17 protein-coding genes and 4 pseudogenes are annotated in these 16,791 nt (G+C 68.5%); 12 read left to right on the top strand and 9 right to left on the bottom strand.

The annotated features are described in order from the left end of the window. Positions 1-59: 59 nt before the first annotated feature. A complete protein-coding gene (locus tag OG972_RS02700; RefSeq protein WP_266978075.1) occupies positions 60-527 on the top strand; it encodes a helix-turn-helix domain-containing protein in 468 nt (155 codons plus the stop codon). 99 nt (positions 528-626) lie between these two features. Beyond that, positions 627-995 (top strand): annotated as a pseudogene (locus tag OG972_RS02695) (MOSC domain-containing protein); the annotation flags it as partial. Between the two features lie 98 nt (positions 996-1,093). On the opposite strand, the gene OG972_RS02690 reads toward OG972_RS02695, so the two are convergent. After that, positions 1,094-1,429: a transposase gene (locus OG972_RS02690; RefSeq protein WP_266978074.1), complete on the bottom strand. Its 336-nt coding sequence runs from the start codon at positions 1,427-1,429 to the stop codon at positions 1,094-1,096. A 742-nt stretch (positions 1,430-2,171) separates the two neighbouring features. Here OG972_RS02690 and OG972_RS02685 point away from each other — a divergent pair. Further along, entirely contained in the window at positions 2,172-2,498 is a 327-nt protein-coding gene (locus OG972_RS02685; RefSeq protein ID WP_266978073.1) for a hypothetical protein, read from the top strand. A gap of 410 nt (positions 2,499-2,908) precedes the next feature. On the opposite strand, the gene OG972_RS02675 is transcribed toward OG972_RS02685, so the two are convergent. Both OG972_RS02675 and OG972_RS02670 read right to left on the bottom strand, forming a co-directional pair. Then, a complete protein-coding gene (locus OG972_RS02675) occupies positions 2,909-3,334 on the bottom strand; it encodes a hypothetical protein (protein WP_266978072.1) in 426 nt (141 codons plus the stop codon). Positions 3,335-3,592: 258 nt separating this feature from the next. Continuing rightward, positions 3,593-4,330 (bottom strand): flavodoxin family protein, encoded by a 738-nt coding sequence (locus OG972_RS02670; RefSeq protein WP_266978071.1) that lies wholly within the window; start codon positions 4,328-4,330, stop codon positions 3,593-3,595. Positions 4,331-4,545: 215 nt separating this feature from the next. Between OG972_RS02670 and OG972_RS02665 the strand changes: the two genes are divergently transcribed. Continuing rightward, complete coding sequence (locus tag OG972_RS02665) at positions 4,546-6,240, top strand: acetolactate synthase large subunit (protein WP_266978070.1); 1,695 nt, start codon at positions 4,546-4,548, stop codon at positions 6,238-6,240. 369 nt (positions 6,241-6,609) lie between these two features. Here the strand turns inward: OG972_RS02665 and OG972_RS02660 are convergent, their stop codons facing one another. After that, positions 6,610-7,329 (bottom strand): TetR/AcrR family transcriptional regulator C-terminal domain-containing protein, encoded by a 720-nt coding sequence (locus OG972_RS02660; RefSeq protein WP_266990240.1) that lies wholly within the window; start codon positions 7,327-7,329, stop codon positions 6,610-6,612. Between the two features lie 94 nt (positions 7,330-7,423). On the opposite strand from OG972_RS02660, the gene OG972_RS02655 reads away from it, so the two are divergent. Beyond that, positions 7,424-9,139 (top strand): CocE/NonD family hydrolase, encoded by a 1,716-nt coding sequence (locus OG972_RS02655; RefSeq protein WP_266978069.1) that lies wholly within the window; start codon positions 7,424-7,426, stop codon positions 9,137-9,139. Positions 9,140-9,305: 166 nt separating this feature from the next. Here OG972_RS02655 and OG972_RS02650 read toward each other — a convergent pair whose 3' ends face one another. Then, on the bottom strand, positions 9,306-10,055 hold the full coding sequence (locus tag OG972_RS02650) for a hypothetical protein (protein WP_266978068.1): 750 nt from the start codon (positions 10,053-10,055) through the stop codon (positions 9,306-9,308). 305 nt (positions 10,056-10,360) lie between these two features. On the opposite strand from OG972_RS02650, the gene OG972_RS02645 reads away from it, so the two are divergent. The 3 genes and pseudogenes from OG972_RS02645 to OG972_RS02635 form a co-directional block, all read left to right on the top strand. Next, the gene (locus OG972_RS02645; protein ID WP_266978067.1) at positions 10,361-11,362 is read left to right on the top strand and encodes a PHP domain-containing protein; all 1,002 of its coding nucleotides are present in this window, start codon (positions 10,361-10,363) and stop codon (positions 11,360-11,362) included. A gap of 49 nt (positions 11,363-11,411) precedes the next feature. Then, a pseudogene (locus OG972_RS49525) lies at positions 11,412-11,504 on the top strand (recombinase family protein); the annotation flags it as partial. Between the two features lie 413 nt (positions 11,505-11,917). Continuing rightward, positions 11,918-12,331 (top strand): annotated as a pseudogene (locus OG972_RS02635) (sensor histidine kinase); the annotation flags it as partial. Here the strand turns inward: OG972_RS02635 and OG972_RS02630 are convergent. From OG972_RS02630 to OG972_RS02615, 4 genes and pseudogenes are all read right to left on the bottom strand, one after another. After that, positions 12,267-12,455, bottom strand: a pseudogene (locus OG972_RS02630) (hypothetical protein); the annotation flags it as partial. The pseudogenes OG972_RS02635 and OG972_RS02630 sit on opposite strands and share 65 nt — an antisense overlap. 45 nt (positions 12,456-12,500) lie before the next feature. Further along, the gene (locus tag OG972_RS02625; RefSeq protein ID WP_266990238.1) at positions 12,501-12,698 is read right to left on the bottom strand and encodes a helix-turn-helix domain-containing protein; all 198 of its coding nucleotides are present in this window, start codon (positions 12,696-12,698) and stop codon (positions 12,501-12,503) included. 177 nt (positions 12,699-12,875) lie between these two features. After that, a complete protein-coding gene (locus OG972_RS02620) occupies positions 12,876-13,616 on the bottom strand; it encodes a VOC family protein (protein WP_266978065.1) in 741 nt (246 codons plus the stop codon). A gap of 222 nt (positions 13,617-13,838) precedes the next feature. Then, entirely contained in the window at positions 13,839-14,360 is a 522-nt protein-coding gene (locus tag OG972_RS02615) for an ATP-binding protein (protein ID WP_266978064.1), read from the bottom strand. An 83-nt stretch (positions 14,361-14,443) separates the two neighbouring features. Between OG972_RS02615 and OG972_RS02610 the strand changes: the two genes are divergently transcribed. From OG972_RS02610 to OG972_RS02595, 4 genes are all read left to right on the top strand, one after another. Continuing rightward, a complete protein-coding gene (locus OG972_RS02610) occupies positions 14,444-14,833 on the top strand; it encodes a helix-turn-helix domain-containing protein (RefSeq protein ID WP_323135840.1) in 390 nt (129 codons plus the stop codon). Next, positions 14,830-15,411, top strand: coding sequence for an AAA family ATPase (locus tag OG972_RS02605; RefSeq protein ID WP_266978063.1), 582 nt, complete (start codon positions 14,830-14,832; stop codon positions 15,409-15,411). The genes OG972_RS02610 and OG972_RS02605 overlap by 4 nt, the downstream gene beginning before the upstream one ends. 231 nt (positions 15,412-15,642) lie before the next feature. Then, positions 15,643-15,795, top strand: coding sequence for a hypothetical protein (locus OG972_RS02600; RefSeq protein WP_266978062.1), 153 nt, complete (start codon positions 15,643-15,645; stop codon positions 15,793-15,795). Between the two features lie 11 nt (positions 15,796-15,806). Next, positions 15,807-16,349 carry a hypothetical protein gene (locus tag OG972_RS02595; protein WP_266978061.1) on the top strand — a complete coding sequence of 181 codons (543 nt, stop codon included), beginning with the start codon at positions 15,807-15,809 and terminating at the stop codon, positions 16,347-16,349. The last annotated feature ends 442 nt before the right edge of the window (positions 16,350-16,791 follow it).

Raw genomic sequence — 16,791 nt, 5'->3', positions numbered from 1 at the left:
AAGCTAGCTGTGGCTGCGGCTGACTGTCAATAACAGAGTCAGGCGGCTACCATGGCGAGATGAAGTGGCTCGAGATGAGCACGGAGAACTGTACGGTCCAGCGCACCCTCGACCTGGTCGGCGAGAAGTGGACGCTGCTGATCCTGCGTGACGCCTTCAACGGAGTGCGCCGCTTCGATGACTTCCGCCACCATGTGGGGCTCTCGGAGGCGGTCCTGGCCGGCCGACTCCGCAAGCTGGTCGCGGCCGAGATCCTGCATACGGTCCCGTACCAGGAACAGGGCAGCCGTACCAGGCACGAATATCGCCTGACCCGCAAGGGGCGGGATCTGTGGCCCATTCTCGTGGCGCTCAGGCAGTGGGGTGAGACCTACGTCGCCGACCCCGAGGGGCCGGTGCTGGACATCCGGCACAGCGCATGCGGCGCGCCGGTTCACGTCGTGGTCGAGTGCTCCGGTGAGCATGGCGCGCTCACCCCGGTCGAGGTCACCGTCCTGCCCGGACCCGCGGCCCGGCGTCACACCTGAATGCGGGTGGCGAGCGAGTCGACCTGTTCTGCCGACCGCATCGCTACAACACACTGCGCCGCCACCCCGGCCTCGGACTGCGCAGTCCGATCTTCCATTGGCCTCGACGTCAACGGCGCCCTGATCGGTGAGCGCTGGCGCATCGGGCCCCAGGTGGTCCTGGAGGTGTCGTGCCCACGGATCCCGTGCGCCACGTTCCAAGGCTGGCTCGAGCGCGAGGGCTGGATCAAACGGTTCACGCAGGCCGCACTGCCGGGCGCCTATCTGCGCGTGATCGAGCCGGGAGAAATCCGTGCCGGTGACCCGGTCGAGATCGTGCACCGGCCCGACCACGATGTGAGCGTTGCACTGGTCTTCCGCGCGATGACGCTCGAACCGGAACTGCTGCCGCGGCTGCTGGTCGCCGACGCGTTGCCCGAGGCGAAATTCGTCTTCGGCTCGGCGCGGGCATTGCGCCAGCGGACGTAGGTGGCGATGGCCGCGTTCTGCTCGTCGTGGCTGCGATGATCGGTGCCGTTGAGCGCGAAGTGGCGCAAGGCCGCGAACTCGGCCTCGATCCAGTTCAGTCAGGATCCGTAAGTCGGGAGGAAGACCAGCTCGATGTCGTTGTCGGCCACCCAGGTGCGGACCGTGGCGTGCTTGTGCGGGGAGAAGTTGTCCAGCACCACATACAGCTTCTGGCCGGGCCGGCGGACGCGCAGGGCCTTGAGCAGGGCGAGGAACTCCCGCCACCGCTTGCGCGGGCGGATCCGGTAGTGCAGGTTGCCGGTCGACAGATCGAGGGCAGCAAGCATGTGCCTCACACCGCCGTAGCGGTTATAGGTTGCCCGCGGGCGGCGCGGACGCCGCACCGGCCTGTAGCTTCCAGCCCTCCTCCATCGTGACCGGCCGGACGAACACACTCGGTCGACGCCCCACGACCACCTCCAAGATCAGACCCTGGAGGCAGTCTGCTGGCCGAGGAGTAGCGTGTCGATTACCCGGCAAGACTGCGTGACGAGCCACTGGTTGGCCTGACGTTTCTGGGACGGGATGGTCGAGCCCCCCGTATGGTTGGGCCGCCCAGGGGTGCAGGGTGCGACTCTTGGCCGGCTGCTGTCCATGGCTGCAGTGGCTTGGCCGCCCGGTGCCCCCTGACGACGCGGCCGCCGGATCAGGAAGTGCGACAGAGATTCAGTCACAGCATTTGAGACTGAGCGGGACGGTTGGCGGGAGAACGCGTCAGCCGGCGGACTGAGCCAAGTTGGTCGGGGGCAGGGGAGAGGCTTGCCCTGAGGTCGCAGTCCTGTGGTGGGCCAGTCGACGTACTGGTATCGATCCGCCGGGCTGAACGGCACCGCTCTGCGGCCGTCTCCGGTGGATTGAGCCCAGCACGCCCTCGGCGCAGCCCTTGTCCCCAAGGATCTGCACGGCTCCGCGTTCGGCCTGCTCGCCACCGTCCACTCGCTTGGCAACCTCACCTCCTCCGTCGTGGCCGACGTGCTGTGGACCGCCATCTCGCCGACCGCGGCGTTCACCCAGCTTGCGGCCGGGATGGTCCGCGCCCTTGCGGGCCTGCTCATGGCGGCGCGCCGGTGCAGCCGCCGCTGATATCTCCGAGCCCCTGCGTGATGGGTTGTCCGCGCGGCGCGCGATCCTGGAGACATGGAGATCGAGATCCTGGTCGTACCGGACTGCCCGAACGAGATACCCGCCACCGAGCAGCTGCGCCGCGCGCTTGACGACGTCGGCCTGGGCGACACCACGTTCGCCACCCGGACCGTCACGACCCAGGCGGAGGCGGAGCGGGCCGGATTCACCGGTTCGCCGACCGTACTGGTCAACGGGCGCGATCCGTTCGCGGAAGAGGGGCGGGAGCCGGGGCTGGCCTGCCGGGTCTACCGGAGCCCGCTGGGCCTGTCCGGGGTACCGCCGCTGGAGGGGCTGCGGCTGGCACTGAAGGAGGCCGCCGACGCCGATCTGTCTCGCTGACCGGCAACGGGCCGACTCGGATGTGGGCGGTCGCAGCCCGCTCCAAGCGGGCTGCGCGGGGTGGCGGCGAAGTCCTCGGCGCGTCCCAGTTGCTTGCGCAGGTCGGCGACACGCTCGGCGGCGGCCTGCTCGAAGAGCCTGGCGCCAGACACCTTTGTGTGGCGGCCGTTGGGACGGCCGAGGACCGCCACGGCGATGGCATCGAGGGCACCGTCTCCCAGCCGTCCGGACCTTCGGCCGCCCACGCAAGTACCGTTGCCGAGGACAGGTCAAGGCCAGCCCGCAGCACCGGCTCGCAGGCGTCACCAGGTCCGGATCACCATTGGTTCTCCAGCCGGTCGCTCGGCCGGCGATCGCAGTCGGCCGTCGCGCACGACGTCGTCGACCGGTATCTGACGATGGTGCTCGGTTCAGGTCAGTGCGGCGCCGGCTCGGCGGAGTTGGAGTGCGTCTGCCGTGAGCGCGGCGAGAAGGAGGTCGGCTTCTGTGTCCGCAGCCTGCGGGGCGCTGGCGGGCGCCGATTCTGCGCCTGACCGCAAGGCATCGGTCGCCATGCTGACGGCCTCGGCCAGTTCCGGATCGCGGTGGGGGCCGAGGATGAGCACGCCGGCGACGACGGAAATGTCTTCCAGGCCATGGATTGCTCGGTCGGTTGCGGCGGCCTGTTCGGGGTGCGGGGCGGTGGTTCCGGGGGCGGCGGCCGCCAGCGCCTGCCGAGATCTGGCCGCAGCGGTGAGCTCGCGGGAGGTGCGCTCCGGGTCGGCCTTCTCACCGCGGACGACGCGCGCTGCGGTGTCGAGGAGTTCTGTACGGAGGCGTTGCCCAGCCCGGCCCATGTGCCGAGGGCAGCCGTGCCACCGACCACCGACAGCAACGTGGCCAGCGTGGTGACGCCGCTCTTCATCGCACCTCGATACAACCGGTAGCGCCCACTTCGCCGAATGTAATGACGGTGGCGCGCCGACTGCGGGTGTGGAGCACCTATGTGGAGGTCGAGCTCCGTCGCGCGGGACGACCGCCCGCCCGCGTCGCCGGGGTCTGTGGTTGCCGGACCAGGAGCAGAACCGCCTTCATCGACGTTCCGGCTTCTGGCTTCAGCGGTGTTCCGGGTTCGGGAAGTCGAAGCGGCAGCCCGCGTCCCATTCGGATCGCTGGTTGCCGTGCGCCGGAATCCCGCCCGCCCGCTTGAGCATGGCCGCCAGGTGCATCAGGTTCCACGTCATGAAGGTGGTGTTGCGCTTGGTGAACTCGTTGTCGGGTCCGCCGGATCCGGGATCGAGATACGACGGTCCTGGGCCCGCCTCCCCGATCCAGCCCGCGTCGGCCTGCGGCGGGATGGTGTAGCCGAGGTGCTGGAGGCTGTAGAGCACATTCATCGCGCAATGCTTCACGCCGTCCTCATTGCCGGTGATCAGGCAGCCGCCCGCCCTGCCGTAGTAGGCGTACTGACCCTTCTCGTTGAGCAGGCTGGAACAGGCATAGAGCCGCTCGATCACCTTCTTCATGACTGACGAGTTGTCTCCCAGCCAGATGGGGCCGGCCAGCACGAGGATGTCGGCCGCCATCACCTGGTCGTACAGTGCGGGCCACTCGTCACTGGCCCAGCCGTGTTCCGTCATGTCCGGCCATACGCCGGTCGCGATGTCGTGGTCGACAGCCCGTACGACGTCGACGTTTACGCCCTGCGCCTCCATCACGGCCCGGCTCCTGTCGATCAGCCCCTGTGTGTTGCTGACTTCGGGTGAGCGTTTGAGCGTGCAGTTGATGACGACGGCGCGCAGGTCGTCGTAGCGAGCGGGCGACGAGTCGGCACTGGGCGACTGGGTGGTCACAGATCCTCCTGGCTTCCGCCGCCATGCCGTCATGGCGGCGCAACACCGACCATCGTGCTGTCAGGGATCTGGCTACGACTGCTACGGCACAGTCGAACACCGCCGATCACTCCGACAGCCGAGCACCCGGCAGGCCGGCCCTTGATGGACGTGCCCTTCACCCGACCGGGGGTTGGTGCGTGGTTCGCCCTGCGGCATGTGCATACGTTCGACCCATGGATACCCACCCCACCTCCGGTCCGCCGAGCTCCGGGACGAGGACCGAGGACGTCGCGAACCTGATGGTCCGCTGTCTTGAGGCTGAGGGCGTGGAGTACATCTTCGGGATCCCTGGCGAAGAGAACATCCGTTTCGTCGATGCCCTGGACGGCTCGCGCATCCGATACGTCCTGGTCCGCCACGAGCAGGGCGCCTCGTTCATGGCCGAGATCTACGGACGCCTGACCGGGCGGGCCGGGGTGTGCTCGGCCACGCTGGGGCCCGGTGCGATCAATCTCCTGCTGGGTGCCGCGGACGCGACGACCAACAGCACACCGTTCGTGGCTCTCGCCGCGCAGGGATCGCTGGACCGGGTGCACAAGGAGTCCCATCAGGTCATCGATCTGGTGTCGATGTTCGCGCCGGTCACCCAGTGGTCCGCTCGTGTGGACAGCCCTGTCGCGGTGCCCGAGATGGTACGGAAGGCGTTCAAGACCGCGCAGAGCGAGCGTCCGGGAGCGATCTTCGTAGCAGTCCCCGAGGACATTGAAGCCTCACGAATCACCAAGCCGCTCAACCCCCTGCAGGTCGACACGGTCCATGCCGACGCGCCGTCGCCCTCACAGATCGCCCGGGCAGCGGAGGTTCTCGCGACGGCGCGCCGACCGGTCGTGCTGGCCGGCCACGGCGCCGCGAGGGGCAAGGCGTCACAGGCTCTCATGCGTTTTGCCGAGCGGCTGAACGTGCCGGTGGCGACCACCTTCCACGGGAAGGGCGTCTTCCCCGACGACCACCCGAACGCGCTCGGGGCGGTCGGCTTCATGCGCCACGACTATTCCAACTTCGGCTTCGATACCGCAGACGTCCTCATTTGCGTCGGCTACGAAGTCCAGGAGTTCGACCCGGTGAAGATCAATCCGGACAGCGACAAGCGCATCGTGCACCTGCACCGGTTTCCCGCCGAGGTGGATGCGCACTACCCGGTCACGGTCGGCGTCGAGGGCGATCTTTCGCAGGCACTGGACGCACTGACGGCCGCGCTGCCGGACGGCCTCGACTACGAGTCAGGAACCGGTGCGTGCATCCGGGCCCTGCTCAACGAGGAGCTGGAGTACGGACGACGGAGCGACGCATGCCCGCTCGTGCCGCAGCGCGTGGTCGCCGACGTGCGAGCGGCACTGGGGCGCGACGACATCGTGCTCGCCGACACCGGCGCCGGAAAGATGTGGATGGCCCGCCTGTATCCGGCGTACGAGCCGGACACCTGCCTGGTCTCCAACGGACTGTCCACCATGGGTTTCGCGCTGCCCGGTGCCATCGCCGCGAAACTGGCCCGTCCGGAGCAGCGTGTGCTGGCCATGATGGGCGACGGCTCTTTCCTGATGAACTCCCAGGAACTGGAGACTGCCGTTCGCGAACACATCCCGCTGGTGGTCCTCGTACTGGTCGACGAGGAGTACGGCCTGATCACCTGGAAGATGGAGCTCGAACTCGAACGCCACAGCCACACCCGTTTTACCAATCCGGACTTCGTCGCCTACGCCGAGAGTTTCGGCGCCCAGGGCTACCGCATCGAGACGGCCGGTCAGCTACTGCCGGTGCTGCAGCGTGCGTTGGCCGGCGACGGGGTGTCGGTGATCGCCTGCCCCGTCGATTACTCCGAGAATCTGCGGCTCACAGAGCGGCTCGGCGCGCTCCACGGCCCGTTCTGACTCGACGTGTCAACAACGCTCGTAATCAATACGCTTGGGTCTTTTGCGAAAGTGCTGGTCGCAGCCATGCGTGGATGGCCGTGACCAGCACGGTGGCCTCATGGCGGACGGTCGGCTTGTCGTACCTCGTTGGCCACTACCCGATGGCGTTTCGGCCGGTTTATTCCGTGCTCGACCGCGTGGCGCTGTTCGTAGTCGCCTGTGCCGACCTTCGTGGTGGGAAGCCTCAACGGGAAGGCCAGGCCATGAGGCTCCCTCCCTCCCGAAGGCGCGACGACGCTGCTCCGCGGGTCGGGCGCAGGTGAAGCAGAGGGCCTGCGCATGTGCCCGGCGCTGCGGCCGACGTGTCCTTCTCGGAGGGCTTCCGGATCAGTCGGTGTCGAGGCCGTCGACCAGGCGGTTGAGGAACCGGGTGAACGTGGCTTCCGGGGTGAGCGGGCGTCCGGGTGCGGCGAGGACCTCGGCGAGCTCCGGATGATGGCCGTCCGCGGCGACAGCGGCCAGGTAGCGGGCCTCGGCTGCGGCCCGGTCGGGTGATCGCGCGGCTGCGGTCTGCGCGATCTCGTGGGCGACGTGCCCGGCTACGAATCCGGTGAGCTGGGCGAAGACCTCCAGCCTCGCTGCGCCGTCCAGCCCGGTGGGCCGCAGGGCGGCAAGGGCGCGTTCCAGGAAGGCCAGGGTGTTGGGGCCGGGTGTCCGGCGGGCCGACAGGGCAGTGGGCAGCCAGGGATGCCGGAGCATGTGAGCGCGTTGGAGGTGGGCGATGGCCTTCAGGTCGGTGCGCCAGTCGCCGGTGCGGTCGTCCGCCGTCGGCAGTTCTCCGCTGACGTGGTCGACCATCAGTTCCAGCAGCGTCTCCTTGTCGGGGGCGTAGCTGTAGAGCGACATGGCGCCGGCTCCGACCTGTGAGGCGACCCGTCGCATGGTGACCGCGTCGAGCCCTTCCGCGTCTGCGAGGGCGACGGCTGCCGCTGTGATCGCCTCGCGGCTGAAGGTGGGCCTGCGCCCCCTGCGGGGCCGGGTGGGGCCGAGCCAGAGTTCTTGGGGGTCGACGCTCGTGGCGCCGGACCCGCCGTCAGGGGTACCGATCTCCGTTTTCCTTTCCTTGCCGCTGCCTCTCGTGTGGAAGCCATCCAAGCATCCACTATTCTCGTACGCAGTACGAGAATAGTGGAGGGCAACGATGACATCACGCACGCACGACGCCCTGCCGAGGCCGGCCTGGACGCCGCCTTCCGGGAAGCCGCCGCTGTCCGCACGGATGATGAGGGCGACTTGGCGCAATCTCCCGGCCAAGCGGCACGAAGCCGGGTGGGAGCCGGGTTTGGTGGTCCCGGCCGCCGACGGCAGCCCGTTGCGTACGGATCACTACTTTCCGCGCGCTGCGGGGGATTTCCCCACCCTTGTCGTGCGCTCGCCGTACGGCAGGGGTGTCCCGTGGTCACCCATGTACGGCATGCTCTTCGCCGAACAGGGCTTCCACGTGGTCCTGCAAAGCTGCCGCGGCACCGGCGGCTCGGGTGGCCGGTTCGATCTGTGGCGCAACGAGGCCGACGACGGCCAGGCCACGGTGACCTGGCTTCGAAAGCAGTCCTGGTTCAACGGACGACTGGGCACAGTCGGCCCCAGTTACCTGGGATATGTGCAGTGGGCGCTCGCCCTGGACCCACCACCGGAGCTGAAGGCGATGGTGGTGCAGGTGGGTCTGCACGATCCCTACGCCCTGTTTCACACCGACGGTGCACTCCGCCTGGAGAACGCCCTCGCCGTCGGTGTCGGCATGACATACCAGCATCGGGGGATCGGCCCCTTGGTGAGGGCGACGCTGCGCCTGCAGCGTCGACTGCGCGCCATCACGACCGCGCAGCCGCTGCGCGGGGCGTACGTGTCCGCCCTGGGGGGTGAAGTGCCCTGGCTGGACGACGTGATGACGCACCCTGACGCCAACGACCCGTACTGGCTGGGCGCGTCCCCGGGAGAGGCGGCGAAGCGGCTGAGCGTGCCCACCGGCCTGATCACCGGATGGCACGACGCGCTGGCCGACCAGACCTTCGAGCAGTACGGCCGGCTGCGTCGGGCCGGGTGCGAGACGGCCCTGCTCGTCGGCCCCTGGACACACACCTCCGCACTTCAACAGGGCTGGCCCGAGGTGTTCGCCGAGAGCCTCGCCTGGCTGCGCGCGCACCTGTGCGCCGACCCCTCCGGCCTGCGCCCCACCGGAGTGCGCGTGCACGTCGGTGGTGCCGGCGAGTGGCGGGACCTCGACGACTGGCCGCTGACCCCGGCCGCGACGTCATGGTTCCCCGCCCCGGACGGGTATCTCACCCAGCAGGCCCCCACGGACAACACACCGCTGACGTCCATCCGCTACGACCCGGCCGACCCCACCCCGTCCATCGGCGGCCCTCTGCTCTCCCGTACCGCCGGACCCCGAGACAACAGCATCCTGGAAGCCCGAGAGGACGTCCTGACGTTCACCGGCCCGCCGCTGGCCGAGCCCGTGGACGTCCTCGGCCCGGTCTTCGCGCGGCTGAGCATCTCCACGGACACCGGATACGCCGACGTCTTCACCCGACTGTGCGACGTGGACGCGCAAGGCCGTTCCATCAACGTCTGTGACGGCCTGGCTCAGCTGCGGACGGTGGAGGAGGCGCCCTCGACGGTCACCGTACCGATGAGTTCGACCGCCCACCGATTCGCCGCCGGTCACCGTGTCCGCTGGCAGATCAGCGGAGGTGCCCATCCGCGCTACGCCCGCAATCCCGGCACCGGGGAGTCGTCGGTCGACGCCACCGACTTCACACCGGTACGCATCACGCTCCACGCGGACTCAGAACTGATGCTTCCCGGGGGCACCCAGGCTGCGCAGCCCCTCGAAGGTGAACAGCCCGACGCATAGACAGCCGGGCGCCACCGGGAAGAAAGGGATACAGTCCCGGCGCACGACGTCCTCGTCCACCACTTGGTGGCCCTCCCACGGGCTCTGCCGCGGGCGGGCCACTGTGGCGTCCGGAGAGGGCATCGTCCGCAGCGCCGCGGTGTCACCGGCGCCGCAGGTCCGGGCCTCAGCAGCCGGGCGCGTGCGGGTCCTCCCAGCGGGCGGGGCCCGGGAGGCTGAGCAGCCGTATCGGGTGGAGCAATTCCTCGGATTCGCCGTGGGCTCGCAGCCGGTCAGGGGCGTGGCGGATGAGCCAGGCGGCGAGCTCGGCGCACATCTCATCCCTGTTCTCAAGGCTGTGCCAAGGGAGTTGATCCCCCAGCAGGTCGAACTCCCACTCCCTCACCGCCTCGGCCAGGTTCTGGTCGGCCACGGGGTGACGCAGTTCCGCCCAGACGGTGAGCCACGGACTGAGCTCGCCGGACGCCTCGGCGCACAGGACCAGGACCTCGTACGCCGGCACGGTGGGATCCGGGTCGGTGAGACTGAGCGCCCACCAGGCGTGCAGGAACTCCCGCACCGCTGCGGCTTGCCCGACAGGCCACCGCTGCCAGTGGCCTCGGGCGAATGACCGTCCGGCCTCCTCCATGCCGAGTGGTTCGACGAGGCCACGGACAAGTGCCGCGGCGAACTGAGGCAGGATGCGACGCAGCACGGCCGCGTGGTCGGTCCAGTCCGGGGCATCCCAGGTGCGAAGCAGGAGATCGGGGTCCAACTCCAGGCCCGGCACTTTCAACTGCGCGAGTTCCTCCGCGCTGCCCCAGTGACACGGGCAGTTGTATTCGTCGGAACGAGCGGTCATGCCACGGAAGGTCACGGCGAGGCCGTCCAGCGCGGCGTTGAGACGGAGTCGAGCGGGAGCCTCGTCACGATTCATCGGGGGCGCACGTCCTTCGGGTACTTCAGAGGGCTTCCGCCAGCCGAAGATTCCTACTCTACGTGGCCTCGATACTGGCTTCGTCACTGGCTTCGTCGTGGCCTGGCACGGCGGGAACATCATCGGACCCGCTTGGTGATCGGTTTGCCCAAGGGCGAACTCGGCGGAATGCGCACCCCATGACACGTACCTCACCGGACTCGGGCCACCGCCCGTGCACAAGATGCCGCCTGCTGCCGGGCTGTGCCAACGTGGAGGGAGCAGCGGCGCAGCCCCGTCGTGCCGGGGCCGGAAATGAGGTGCCGATGGACCCGGTCGATGCCCTGCGGCGGATTGCCTTCCTGCTGGAACGCGACCAGGCCGCCACGTACCGCGTCCAGGCGTTCCGTAAGGCCGCTGCCACGGTGGGGGCGATGACGGGCCACGAGATCGCGGAACGAGTGGCGTCGGGGTCGCTGGAGTCGGTCAGGGGCATCGGGCCGAAGACGGCACAGGTGGTGCGTGAAGCGCTCGCCGGGGAAGTCCCTGGCTACCTCCAGCGGCTGGAGGCCGCCGCCGCGGATCCCCTCATGGAAGGGGGTGAAACGCTGCTCGCTCTGCTGCGTGGCGACTGCCATCTGCACTCCGACTGGTCGGACGGCGGAAGTCCGATCGAGGAGATGGGACGGACGGCGATCGAGCTGGGGCATGAGTGGGCGGTCCTCACCGACCACTCGCCCCGGCTGACTGTGGCGAACGGACTGTCGCCTGAACGGCTGCGCCGCCAATTGGAGGTCGTGGCCGCACTCAACGAGCGGTGGGCACCGTTCCGGCTGCTCACCGGCATCGAGTGCGACATCCTTCCGGACGGCTCCCTCGACCAGGAGGACCGCCTGCTGGAGCAGCTCGACGTGGTGGTCGTGTCCGCCCACTCCAAGCTGCGGATGGACGCTCGGGCCATGACGCGCCGGCTGGTCGCGGCCGTGCGCCATCCGCAGGCGAACGTACTGGGGCACTGCACGGGCCGTCTGATCACCGGCCGGGGACGTCCGGAGTCGGAGTTCGACGCGGACGAGGTCTTCGCCGCGTGTGCCGAGGCGGGCACCGCGGTGGAGATCAACAGCCGTCCGGAGCGGCTCGATCCGCCCCGACGACTGCTGCGGCGGGCCGTCGACGCGGGCGTGCTGTTCGCGATCGACACCGACGCGCACGCGCCGGGGCAGCTCGACTGGCAGATCTTCGGCTGCGCCCGGGCAGAGGAGTGCGGTGTGCCCGCCGAACGGGTCATCACGTCGTGGCCCGTGGAGGAACTGCTGGCCTGGTCATGACGCCGAGCCCGGTCCGTCCGTGGCGAGGGCGAAGACATGGAGGGCCGGTCACGTCTTTGCCGCCCTGGCGGAGTTCATCCGCGAACTCATCGACGCAGGCACCCACGAGGGTCTGGCCGCCGCCCGCGCCCGCGGCAGGCGTCTCCGTCGGCACGCTCCACAACCACATCCTGGAGCTGAAAGAGCTCCGGAACTCCCGCGTCCCGCGCCAGTTGGAGGGAGCCGGCCAACCGACCCCCACCGCTCCTTGCGGTGGGGGTCGCAGGCACGAGCTCTGAACCTGACTTCCTATTCGGTGCGCAGGGCCGTGGCGGTTCGGGCCCTGGCGGCCCAGCCGGCGGGCAGGAGCGCACCCAGGGTGGCGATGAGCAGGCCGCCGAGTACGAGCTGGAGCAGTTCGGCCTCGTGGTAGACGGCGATGACGGAACCGAGGAGGCGGAGCCCCACGCTGTCGCCCATCGCGGGGATGACCCAGCCGTGCAGGGCCACGCCGAGCGGCACGCCCAGAGCGCCCGCGACCAGTCCGGTCACGACGACCGAGGTGATGACCAACGCGACGGAGGCGGGCGGGCGGCCATGACCGAGCTGCGCCACGTCATGGGACTGCTCACCATGGCCGACGAGGGCGAGGGGACGGACGGAGGTGCGGACCTGGCCGATACGGCGGCGGAGCCGGCCCCGCAACCCGGCCTGGACCAGCTGGAAACGCTGGTCGGACGGGTCCAGGACACCGGACTGCCCGTCGACCTGACCGTGACCGGCCCGCCCCGTCCCCTCCCGCCCGGCCTCGAACTCGCCGCCTACCGCGTGGTCCAGGAAGCCCTGACCAACACCGTGAAGCACGCGTCCGGCGCCACCGCCACCGTGACCGTCGGATACGGCCCGGAACGGCTCCGGGTGGAAGTCACCGACACCGGTGGACACCCGGGCGCGGCCGCCGGAAGCGGCCGGGGCCTGATCGGCCTGCGCCCTGCTCAGCCTCGGCCGTCCCCAACCGCAGGGCGGTCGTGTACTTCACGATCTGGTCCTGCTGCTGGCGGATGAGCTCCCAGCCGATCGTCTTCGCGGACAGCACCGGTGCCAGGTGTGGCCAGGACTGGTCTTCGCCGGCGGCCGGCCCGGTACAGCCGCGCGGAGCCTACCTCGGCTGCGACGTCGGCCCCTGCGACCGCAGCGCCCGCGGACCGCCCTCGTTCCATGTCCGCCGCCACCGCTGCACCGACCGGACGCTGACCCGCAGGGCCTTGGCGATCAACGCACTCGCCTCACCCCGAGCGAACCGCTCCGCGGCCTGGAGCCGTAACCCCTCGCGAAGCTCCTCGCGTTCGGCGGTCAGGTCGCCCCTTGTGGATACCGCATGCCTCCGGTGATACCGCAGCGGACGACCAGCCGTCAGTGTGGTCGGGTAGCCGGATCACGTTGCCGTGACCCGGCCCCCTCAGAACCGGACGTGCACCTTTCAGCGCATCCGGCTCAAGCAAGCCACGAGGGCTTCGCAGGTCAAGGCCCCGCGTCAGGACGGGGCGAGGACGCAGAACTCGTGGCCCTCCGGGTCGGCCAGGCACGTCCACGGGACGTCGCCCTGGCCGAGGTCGAGGTCGGTGGCGCCGAGGGCCCGCAGCCGGGCCACCTCCGCTACTTTGTCGTCACCGGGGTACGGCAGCAGGTCAAGATGGAGGCGGTCTGGCACGGTCTTCACGTCGGGCGTGCGGAGGAACTCGAGATACGGGCCGACACCCTTGGCGGAGCGCAACACCGCATGATCGTCAGTCACCTCGTGCAGGGGCCAGTCCATCGCCTCGTCCCAGAACCGGGCCATGGCCCGCGGATCCGCGCAGTCGACCACCACCGCGGCGATCGGACCGGTGTCCTGGTAGATCTCCCGAGGCTCCAGCACGCAGAACTCGTTGCCCTCCGGGTCGGCGAGGACCGTCCACGGCACGTTGCCCTGGCCCACGTGGGCGGGCGTCGCACCGAGAGCCTGGAGGCGGGTGACCAACTCTGCCTTATGGGCCGCAGAGGTGGTGGCGAGATCGAGGTGCACACGGTTCTTTGTTGTTGTCTTGGGTTCCAGTACGGGAACGACGTCGACGCAGACGGCGACCGGGTCCGGCCAAACGAGGCCGCCGACGGGTCCGACGTAAGTGGTCACGCCGGGGCTGTAAGCACTCCAGCCGAGCGCCTCCGCCCAGAACCGGCCGACCGCCGACTCATCAAGAGCCTTTATGTTCACCTGAACAGGTCGCAGTGCCATGTCGGCGATCCTATGCGCCCGCTCCGCAACGACATCCGCAGGTACCTCGCCGAACAGGGATCAACTCTCTGACCAACGCAATGGTCAGCTGCGACTTTTCGGAGCAGATGACACCGCGGTGCCGGGCTGAGCCGGGCCCCTGTTGGAGCCTGTTCGCGCTGCTTGACACCGGAAGGTCATCCTTTGTTGCCACCTGCGCCTGTTTCGCGTGGCGGGTGAACCTCAGCTCTTGACGGCCTCTGCGATCTGTAGGGCGGCCTGGGCGGGCGTGAGGTGCGTGGTGTCGACGACCTCGGCCTCGTCGTGCAGCCAGGTGCGGGCCGCCTCGGCGTAGGGCTCAAGGTATTCGAGACGGAATGGGGAGGGGCCCATGAGAGTGTCCCCCTCGATGCGTCCGCGGAGGGTGTCCTGGTCAGCATGGAGGACGAAGTGTCGTACCGGGATGGCATGTTGGGCGAGGCCTGTGCTGATCTCGCGCCAGTACTGCTCGACCAGGACAGTCATGGGCATCACCAGAGTGCCGCCGGTGTAGTCGAGTACGTGGCGGGCGGTCTCGACGACGAGCGGCCGCCACGGCGGCCAGTGCTGGAAATTGCCCGTCCAGGGCAGCCCCGGCGTGATGTCCATGAGTGTCTCGCCGACCTTCTCGGCGTCGAACACCCGTGAATCCGGGATGAGCTGCTGCACGAGTGCACTGGTCGTCGTCTTGCCTGCGCCGTGGGTGCCGTTGAGCCATACGATCATGGAACCCGACACTACTGAACTTGATTGGGTGATGTCGGGGCGTTCGGCTGACGGGGTGTGGGGCGGATCGGTAGCTGTGGTGTGTGAGGTACGCGCAGGGCGGCGGCTTGACCGACACCAAGAGAGCTGTGAGGGAGCTGCTCCGGCTGGAGGCAGTCGGTCACTTCGAGGGTGGCGCGAAGAACAGGCAGATCGCTGCCGCGCTGAGGGTGAGTGAGTGGTCGGTGGAACGCTGGCGTCGGCAGTGGCGGGAACAAGGCCGGGAGGGTGTCCGGTCGAAGGGGTCACCTGGGTGTCCGAGGCTGTCCGGCGAGCAGACAGCCAGGCTGGCACGGGAGTTGGAGCGTGGCCCGCTGGCTCTTGGGTGGGCTGACCGGCGGTGGACGCCGGCGCGGGTGAAGACAGGAGCACACGGGCAGGCGGTCGTCTACTCTCGCAGGGTTTCGATCACTACCGTTGGAGTGCCCGTATGACCCTGAGTGTGTTGCCGGTTGACTGCGAACCTGCTGCTGGTGTTGTCCTGCTGAGCGGTATCCCCGGCAGTGGAAAGTCCACGGTGGCTGGCGCGTTGGCCAATCGGCTGCGGCTGGCGGCGCATGTTGAGGTGGATGAGCTCCAAACGATGATCGTCAGTGGCGGCCGGTGGCCCTCGGCGACAGTGGATCCGGAAGCCGACCGGCAGATCCTTTTGCGGGCCCGCAACGCGTGTCTGCTGGCCGACAGCTTCACGGCGGCCGGATTCGTCCCCGTACTCGACGATGTCGTGGTACGCCGTTCGCACTTCGACTTCTACCGCGCCTCGCTGACGGCTGCGCCTTTGCATGTCATCTTCCTGGCCCCGGGGCCGGCAACCGCCTGGCGGCGCAATCAGGCGCGGGACAAAGTCCTGGCCACTCATTGGTCTGCCCTGGACGAGGCGATGCGCCAGGAACTCGCAGGAGAAGGAACCTGGATCGACAACGCAGAAATGACCGTCGATGAGACGGTGGAGTTGATCTTGTCCGCGACGGGTCTGACGCCCACCGCCGAAGCTGGCCTGGTCCTGCCGTGATCGGCTTATTGGACACCTTGATCTGACGGATGACCAGTGGGCCCGGCTGACAACGCTGTTGCTCACGAGAGATGCCGGTTCGTCCACTCCGGGCACACGCAACAAGCACCACCGAGAACTACAAGGGTGATCTGATCAGGCGCGTGTACGACCAGCACGGATCGACGAAACCGGCCTTCGCCGACAAGTTGAAGGACTGGATCCTCAACCGTGTTAACCCCGATCATGTCCATGAGGTGCAGCTGGGCGGGCGATGTGACCGATAGCCTCAAGGTGCTGGACCGGTTCCCCGACTGGCGCATTCGGCCCCAGCAGATCCGGCCGCAGATCAAGAGCCTGGACGACTTCACTCCCATCAAGGTCGAGGTCAAGATCGAATGGTAGGGGAACACGAGGTGACTGCCGAACTCCGGCGGGTGGTGGAGGAATTGCGTGCCACCACCGCCACGCGAAATGAGTGGAGCATGCTGAATTCGCTGCCCGCCGGGGCTCGGCCCGAGAGGATCGGATCCGACCTGCCGGACCGGTACCGGGAGTTCCTCGCGGTATGCGACGGGGGCACGTGTGGAGACGTCACCGTGTTCGACGCCGCGACGGTCGGCAGCATGCAGTTCTACGCGGACCGGGTCGACGGGGCCGAGATCAGCCTCGGCCGCGAGGAATGGTTCTGCCCCGGTGTCGTCTCCGACGAACCGATCTTCGTCAACCGTTCGACGGGGGCGGTCTGGTACTTCCCCGACACCGGGATCGAATGGTGGAAGTCTGCCGCCTTCGAGAGGGCGGCAGACGACTTCACCACGTTCTTCCTGGCGTGGGTGGCAGGGCTGCACTACATGCGGCTCACCGGCTCCCGACCGGAGGAGCAATGGCCCGATCTTCTCAGTGTGCTGGGCCGACTGGGGGATGAACGACCGGCTGAGGTGCTTGCCCCGGGGTGACCCGGCCGAGCACTTTCGTCTGTGCCGACCCCCTCGGAGCCTGTCGGGTGACCTCTGATCGGGCGCCCACGCCCTGGCACGCACGCTTCCCGCGTTGCCGAAATATCCTGGTAGCTCTTTCCCCGAGCTCTCAGCTTCGTTCGAGCAGGGGAGACCCCATCCGAGGACATCCCGCCGCCTTGGAATCGCACGCACCAGACCGCGTCCGCTATCCGATCGAAGGTACCCGACAGGCTCTCAGGGCGGCGGAGGTCCTGGGACTACTTCACGGTGAGCAGGGCGGAGCACTCCACACGATCGGTTCTCCTTGTGGGGAGGTCATCTGTGGGTGTCGCCGGGCTGCCCAATCCCTCCGTGGGTGCGAACGGAATGACCACTGCTTCGCTCGTCGAGCCGCTCTCCGATTGCTACGGCTCACCGTGTCCCCTCGCCGCCGGCGGGT

It is taken from the genome of Streptomyces sp. NBC_01669, from assembly GCF_026339735.1.
Lineage (GTDB): Bacteria > Actinomycetota > Actinomycetes > Streptomycetales > Streptomycetaceae > Streptomyces > Streptomyces yanii.
This window is presented reverse-complemented; position numbering and strand designations above follow the sequence as displayed.

What these genes read in the sequence shown, in the direction of transcription:
- OG972_RS02615 (WP_266978064.1), bottom strand. Translation starts at nt 14,360, where the DNA reads ATGATCGTATGGCTCAACGGCACCCACGGCGCAGGCAAGACGACGACC.
- OG972_RS02600 (WP_266978062.1), top strand. Translation starts at nt 15,643, where the DNA reads ATGAGGTGCAGCTGGGCGGGCGATGTGACCGATAGCCTCAAGGTGCTG.
- OG972_RS02665 (WP_266978070.1), top strand. Translation starts at nt 4,546, where the DNA reads ATGGATACCCACCCCACCTCCGGTCCGCCGAGCTCCGGGACGAGGACC.
- OG972_RS02700 (WP_266978075.1), top strand. Translation starts at nt 60, where the DNA reads ATGAAGTGGCTCGAGATGAGCACGGAGAACTGTACGGTCCAGCGCACC.
- OG972_RS02655 (WP_266978069.1), top strand. Translation starts at nt 7,424, where the DNA reads ATGACATCACGCACGCACGACGCCCTGCCGAGGCCGGCCTGGACGCCG.
- OG972_RS02605 (WP_266978063.1), top strand. Translation starts at nt 14,830, where the DNA reads ATGACCCTGAGTGTGTTGCCGGTTGACTGCGAACCTGCTGCTGGTGTT.
- OG972_RS02620 (WP_266978065.1), bottom strand. Translation starts at nt 13,616, where the DNA reads ATGGCACTGCGACCTGTTCAGGTGAACATAAAGGCTCTTGATGAGTCG.
- OG972_RS02650 (WP_266978068.1), bottom strand. Translation starts at nt 10,055, where the DNA reads ATGAATCGTGACGAGGCTCCCGCTCGACTCCGTCTCAACGCCGCGCTG.
- OG972_RS02685 (WP_266978073.1), top strand. Translation starts at nt 2,172, where the DNA reads ATGGAGATCGAGATCCTGGTCGTACCGGACTGCCCGAACGAGATACCC.
- OG972_RS02675 (WP_266978072.1), bottom strand. Translation starts at nt 3,334, where the DNA reads ATGGGCCGGGCTGGGCAACGCCTCCGTACAGAACTCCTCGACACCGCA.
- OG972_RS02645 (WP_266978067.1), top strand. Translation starts at nt 10,361, where the DNA reads ATGGACCCGGTCGATGCCCTGCGGCGGATTGCCTTCCTGCTGGAACGC.